Raw genomic sequence first — 5,257 nt, 5'->3', positions numbered from 1 at the left:
GTAGTGGTCGGTCTGGTGGGAGTGCAGTCAAACCAGTTCGCCCGGGCTTCCGATATGGCGAAACGATTCACTTCTCTCGGCATAAAAACCCTTATCGGGGGTTTCCATGTCAGCGGAGTCATCGCCCTTTTCGGAAAACCTTCACCGGAGATGCAGGAACTGATGGATCTGGGAATAACTCTCGTCCACGGCGAGGCTGAGAACCAATGGGAATCTGTTCTTGAAGATGTAGTAGAAGGCAGAGAGCAGCCATTGTATGTTATGAATGAATTTCCGGATATATCGGAAGCGCCCATACCACAGCCCGATTCACGGTATATGTCGAAATTTACTCATGAATTCCTGGGAACCGTCGATTGCTCACGGGGCTGCCCTTTCAACTGCCGTTTCTGTTCGGTGGTGAATGTCCAGGGACGAAAGATGCGTAACCGAAGCGCTGAAAAGATTCACGCCGCCATCCGTGAGAATTACCCGAAAGGCATTTCGGAGTATTTTTTTACCGACGATAATTTTTCCCGTAACCCCGAATGGGAGAAAATCCTTGACGGGATCATCGAAATGCGTGATAAAGAAGGCATGGATCTCAACATCATGATCCAGGTGGATACCCGGTCGCATAAAATACCGAATTTTACGGAAAAAGTATCCCGCGCCGGATGTACCCAGGTTTTTATCGGAATGGAAAGTCTCAATCAAAAAAATATCGAATCGGCCGGGAAAAAACAGAATCAGGTAGACGATTATGCATCTTTTATCGAGGCCTGGCATGAGGTGGGAGTGATGACCCATGTGGGATATATTATTGGTATGCCCTTTGATACCCTTGAATCGGTGCGTGATGATATCCGTCGGCTGAAGGAAGAGATAAAGGTGGATATGGCGTCATTTTTCATGCTGACCCCTCTGCCCGGCTCGGAAGATCATTTTGACCTTGTTACCACCGGACAATATGTTGATCCCGATTTGAACAAATATGACGGTTTCCATGCTGTCACGAAGCATCCGCTCATGAAAGATGAAGAGTGGTATGCCGCCTATAATGAGGCTTGGCAGAGTTTCTATACCTTCGATAATTGTCGCACTATTTTGATGCGTGCCGGAAACAAACAGTACTGGAGCATTTTTAAAAATATAATGTGGTATAAAAACAGCCTTTTAGAGCCGCGGCACCCCATGGTAGCGGGATTCATCCGTATGAAAAAACGCAGGGATGTTCGTCCCGGTACCCAAATCATGGGGTTTTGGGAATATTACCGCATGCGGGCCGTAGAGCTGGCGAAAGGGTTCGTGAAACGCGTGTTTCTCTTCCTCGAGCTCCAGGAACTCTGGCTTTTGACCCGTAAGCCCGAAGACCCGACTTTCAAATTTGTAGCCGACTTTTCCAACTCTCTCACCGATGTAAAAAATCGCATTTCCGCAATTGATTTCAGCATTCCCTATCCGCGATGGAATGAAGAGATGACAGCCGCTGTTACCACACTGAAGGAGAGGATTCAACAATATCATGTCCCCACCGGCTTGCGAGGCAAGGCCAGGCATAAATTTACCAGTCTTATTGCAGAAATGAACACACAACTGGATAAAATGAACATCAGCGAACAGTATAACCGCAAAATGACATCCCTTACCACCTATCTCGCCAAGAATATTCAGATGGTCGAGGAATTTTCTCTGAAACAGGTCGCCCGCCGCCGTAAAATCACCAATTACTGGAAACTGACCATGGACCGTATCCAAAACAGAAATATATTTCGATTTATCTGTTCTCTTCCCAAGGTGATCTATGTAGCGGGGAAGGACTTACTCATGAGCCTTCCATTCGCCTACCGGTTACTGAGCAAAAACTGATACAGGGGCAGGCCACATACCTGCCCTCTAACCATATTAACAGGAATGCTGTTAAGAAGGGGGATCTCATGTTACGGTTCTTTTCATTCCTTGCAGTGATGCTGTTCTCTTTCGCGTCGTCACCTTTTGCTCAAGAAGCGACTTCTGATAAAGCAACCATTCAGGCCGGCTACGGTACGGTGACCATCGGCGATACCCAATGGCAGCGCTTCTCCTTCCGTCCGGATATCCCCATCGGCCCTGTAGGAATCGGTCTGGACCTGGAGCTTTTCCTTGACAATACCGGGAAGATTTCCAAGGAGGGCTGGGATTTTTCCAACCGTAATCAAACAATCGACACCATCCTGCGTAAAATTTACTATGTCCGGTACGGGAAACCCCAGGATCCGGTGTATCTGCGGGTGGGAGCGCTCGATGCTGTCACTCTCGGCTACGGGCTTATCATGGACGGATACCGTAACACGCTCAACTATCCCGGCGATAAAAAACTTGGCGTCGTATTCGGACTGGAGAATGTGGGCACTTTCGGCCTGGGGATCCAGGGAATGGTGAATTCGCTAGGCGATTTTAAAAACAAGGGCGCGGTGGTAGGGGGGCGTGTATCGGCCAGGCCGTTCAAACCATCGGGGTTTCCCCTGTTTGACCGGATGACCATAGGGGCCACCTTTGTCCGGGATGTCAACCAGTATGCCGGATTGAAGGATTCCGATAATGACGGCTACCCGGATTTCGAAGACGGGTTCCCTAACGACTCCAAGCTTTGGCTGGATACCGACCATGACGGCCTTACCGATTATACCCGCGCCGCTCCCGGGGACACCGCTTTCGTCGATCCTGACGCCGACGGTAATAATCTTACCGATTACTGGTGGACTGACGGCACTAACAAGGGTTTTAACCATCCCAAACGGGCTGTACTTATCAATGTGAAGAACGATCGGAACGGTGTTTCCGTATATGGATTCGATGCGGGCATTCCCCTCCTGGAGGGGCCGCTGCACCTGGACCTTTACGGCCAGTATGCTAAAATTTATTCCGGGGGCTGGGGAATAGCAGTTCCGGGTTTCCAGGCGACAGCCGGAGGTTTCCGGGGAAGGATCGAATACCGCCACTTTGCCGGACGTTTCCGTCCCAATTACTTCGACAACCTCTATGAGAACGTACGGGTGGCACTGATCGGGGGACAAATCTTTACCAAACTCATGACTCTTCCGGATGTAACCCTGAACGGCGTGTACGGGCTGGCGCGCTATAACTTCTCCAATTTTTTCAGCGCACAGGCTACCTATCAGACCATGTCCGGCGGCAAGAAATATCAGGACTTGACCGGAAAGGTAGAAATCCTCAACGGCATCCTTTCCCATATTCCCAAGATTTCGGTGGCCGAAGCATACTTCTACAATACCTACGTGGACAGCGAGCATAAGGTTATCGATATTACCGCGAATACACTCTATGGAACACGGATCGGCATCGCTCTCTCCCCTTCATTGAGCATTGTCTGGGATACACGGTATACTTTTACCCCGAAAGATCCCACAGGTACTACCGGATTTGTACGTCACCGGTTCGTGGGCATCGAAACAGTCATGGCCATGAGGTAAAGGATGCAGGCTTGGCCAGCTCTCCTTGAAATGGTGCAGGCGCTGGCCGATTTTCTGTTCCCTCCGGCCTGCATTCTCTGCGGGGCGGGACTCTCTGGCCATGAAAAGCTCTGCCGGGATTGCCATGATTCAGTCTATGCCTGCGCGCTCGAATATTCCCCGCCTGCACGCATAATCGAACAGGCCGTGGAGATAGCGGTGCTCCTGCCCTACCATGAAACCTGCCGTACCCTCGTCCATGCTTTCAAATACCACGGCATGCCCTCTGTCGCTTACCTCATGGGCAATCTGATGGCCAGGAAATCCTGGGCGCGCTTTTCAAAGTATCCCTCCGCGCTCCTGGTTCCTGTTCCCCTGCACCCGCTTAAACTGAAAGAGCGCGGCTACAATCAGAGCCTGAAAATTGCGGAAGGTTTTGCCTCATTCACAGGGCATGAAATCGGAGAAACGCTCCTTTCGCGGCGAGTATATACCGGAACACAGACCGCGCTCGGACAGGAAGAACGCCGCCGTAACGTACAGGGCGCGTTTGCTTTCTCGGGCGAAACCGCGCTCCGTGACCGCCCGGTCATCCTGATCGACGATGTTTTAACAACCGGTTCGACGCTTGCCGAATGTACCCGTACGCTTAAAGATGGCGGAGCCGGGGATATTGCGATATGCGTTGTGGCAACACCAGATGTGGGAGATTCGTAAGGAAAAGGGTTAAGGTAGAAGAAAGGGGCAAAGGCACAGAGGCACAAAGGAAAAGACTAGGAATGAGACGACTTTTCACCAGCCTTTTGCACGTTTCAGATTTCAGATTTCACATTTCAGATTTCAGATTTCAAAACACCTCCATAGCCAGCCGTTTCCGGTACTCTGCGGTCAGGGCGCTGTTGCTGCCGATTACTGCAAAAAGGGTGAGCATAGCTTTACGGGCTTTGTCATCACCGAACTGACGGTTCTTCCTGACAATGCTTAAAAACATTTCCAGCGCTTCCCCATAGGAATTCTCAGCGGCATAGCAGCATCCGAGGATATAAAGCGCTTCCAGGTCGCCGGGATTCTTCTCAGACGCCTTGAGGCTTTTTTTCAGACCGCCGTGCTGCTTGCAGATATTCAAGAATTCCAGAGCGCCCATAAGCGTCTTAGCTTCTTCGAACCGATCGTCAGTTTCCTTTATGGCGTCAAGGCACTGTCGGGCGCCGGACACATCTCCTTTGATAATTTTCAGGCGGGAAAGTCCGATGATCGCGCCGGTGTTGCCCGGCTCACGTTCAAGGAGATCGGTAAACACCGATTCCGCCTCATCGAACTGAGATTCCTCAGAGAGTTTCTCCGCACTGGCGAGCAGGTCAACGGTCCCTCCAGAGACGATGGAATCGATGACAGCCCGGATATCGCTTTCCGGCAGAGCGCCGATGAACTCGTCTACAATCGTCCCGTTTACAAAAATCTTCCCTGTCGGAATGCTTCGTACCCCGAACTGTGAAGCCAGCTCATGGTTGGCATCCACATCCACTTTGGCGAGCACCGGAAACCGTTGACTTGCCCGGTTGTAAACTGTTATATTTTTCATTCACTTCTGGTAATAATTATCGGAACCGGTGTGAAATATTTTCGTCTGTTTTATCAAAATGTTTTTAGTGTTTAGATCCTGAAACGAGTTCAGGAATACACATTTCATGCCGAACTTGTAGCCGCTTCGCGGGAACGATGAAAGAGCAGCGCATCTTTTAGCAACCGTTGCGGCATCTATTTTGAAGAGAAACGCAATAAAATATGTCGTCGTGTATACAAAAATAGCCCTTTAAAAATGTATA

General features: G+C 50.2%; 4 protein-coding genes. 3 read left to right on the top strand and 1 reads right to left on the bottom strand.

The annotated features are described in order from the left end of the window. The 3 genes from Q8O92_03085 to Q8O92_03075 form a co-directional block, all read left to right on the top strand. Positions 1-1,848: radical SAM protein (locus Q8O92_03085; protein ID MDP2982298.1), on the top strand; the 1,848-nt coding region annotated here is incomplete at its 5' end. Between the two features lie 68 nt (positions 1,849-1,916). Further along, a complete protein-coding gene (locus Q8O92_03080; GenBank protein MDP2982297.1) occupies positions 1,917-3,452 on the top strand; it encodes a hypothetical protein in 1,536 nt (511 codons plus the stop codon). 3 nt (positions 3,453-3,455) lie between these two features. After that, positions 3,456-4,148: a ComF family protein gene (locus Q8O92_03075; protein ID MDP2982296.1), complete on the top strand. Its 693-nt coding sequence runs from the start codon at positions 3,456-3,458 to the stop codon at positions 4,146-4,148. Between the two features lie 130 nt (positions 4,149-4,278). On the opposite strand, the gene Q8O92_03070 is transcribed toward Q8O92_03075, so the two are convergent. Beyond that, the gene (locus tag Q8O92_03070) at positions 4,279-5,013 is read right to left on the bottom strand and encodes a tetratricopeptide repeat protein (protein MDP2982295.1); all 735 of its coding nucleotides are present in this window, start codon (positions 5,011-5,013) and stop codon (positions 4,279-4,281) included. Between the last annotated feature and the right edge of the window lie 244 nt (positions 5,014-5,257).

This window comes from Candidatus Latescibacter sp., from assembly GCA_030692375.1.
Lineage (GTDB): Bacteria > Latescibacterota > Latescibacteria > Latescibacterales > Latescibacteraceae > JAUYCD01.
This window is presented reverse-complemented; position numbering and strand designations above follow the sequence as displayed.

What these genes read in the sequence shown, in the direction of transcription:
- Q8O92_03075 (MDP2982296.1), top strand. Translation starts at nt 3,456, where the DNA reads ATGCAGGCTTGGCCAGCTCTCCTTGAAATGGTGCAGGCGCTGGCCGAT.
- Q8O92_03070 (MDP2982295.1), bottom strand. Translation starts at nt 5,013, where the DNA reads ATGAAAAATATAACAGTTTACAACCGGGCAAGTCAACGGTTTCCGGTG.
- Q8O92_03080 (MDP2982297.1), top strand. Translation starts at nt 1,917, where the DNA reads ATGTTACGGTTCTTTTCATTCCTTGCAGTGATGCTGTTCTCTTTCGCG.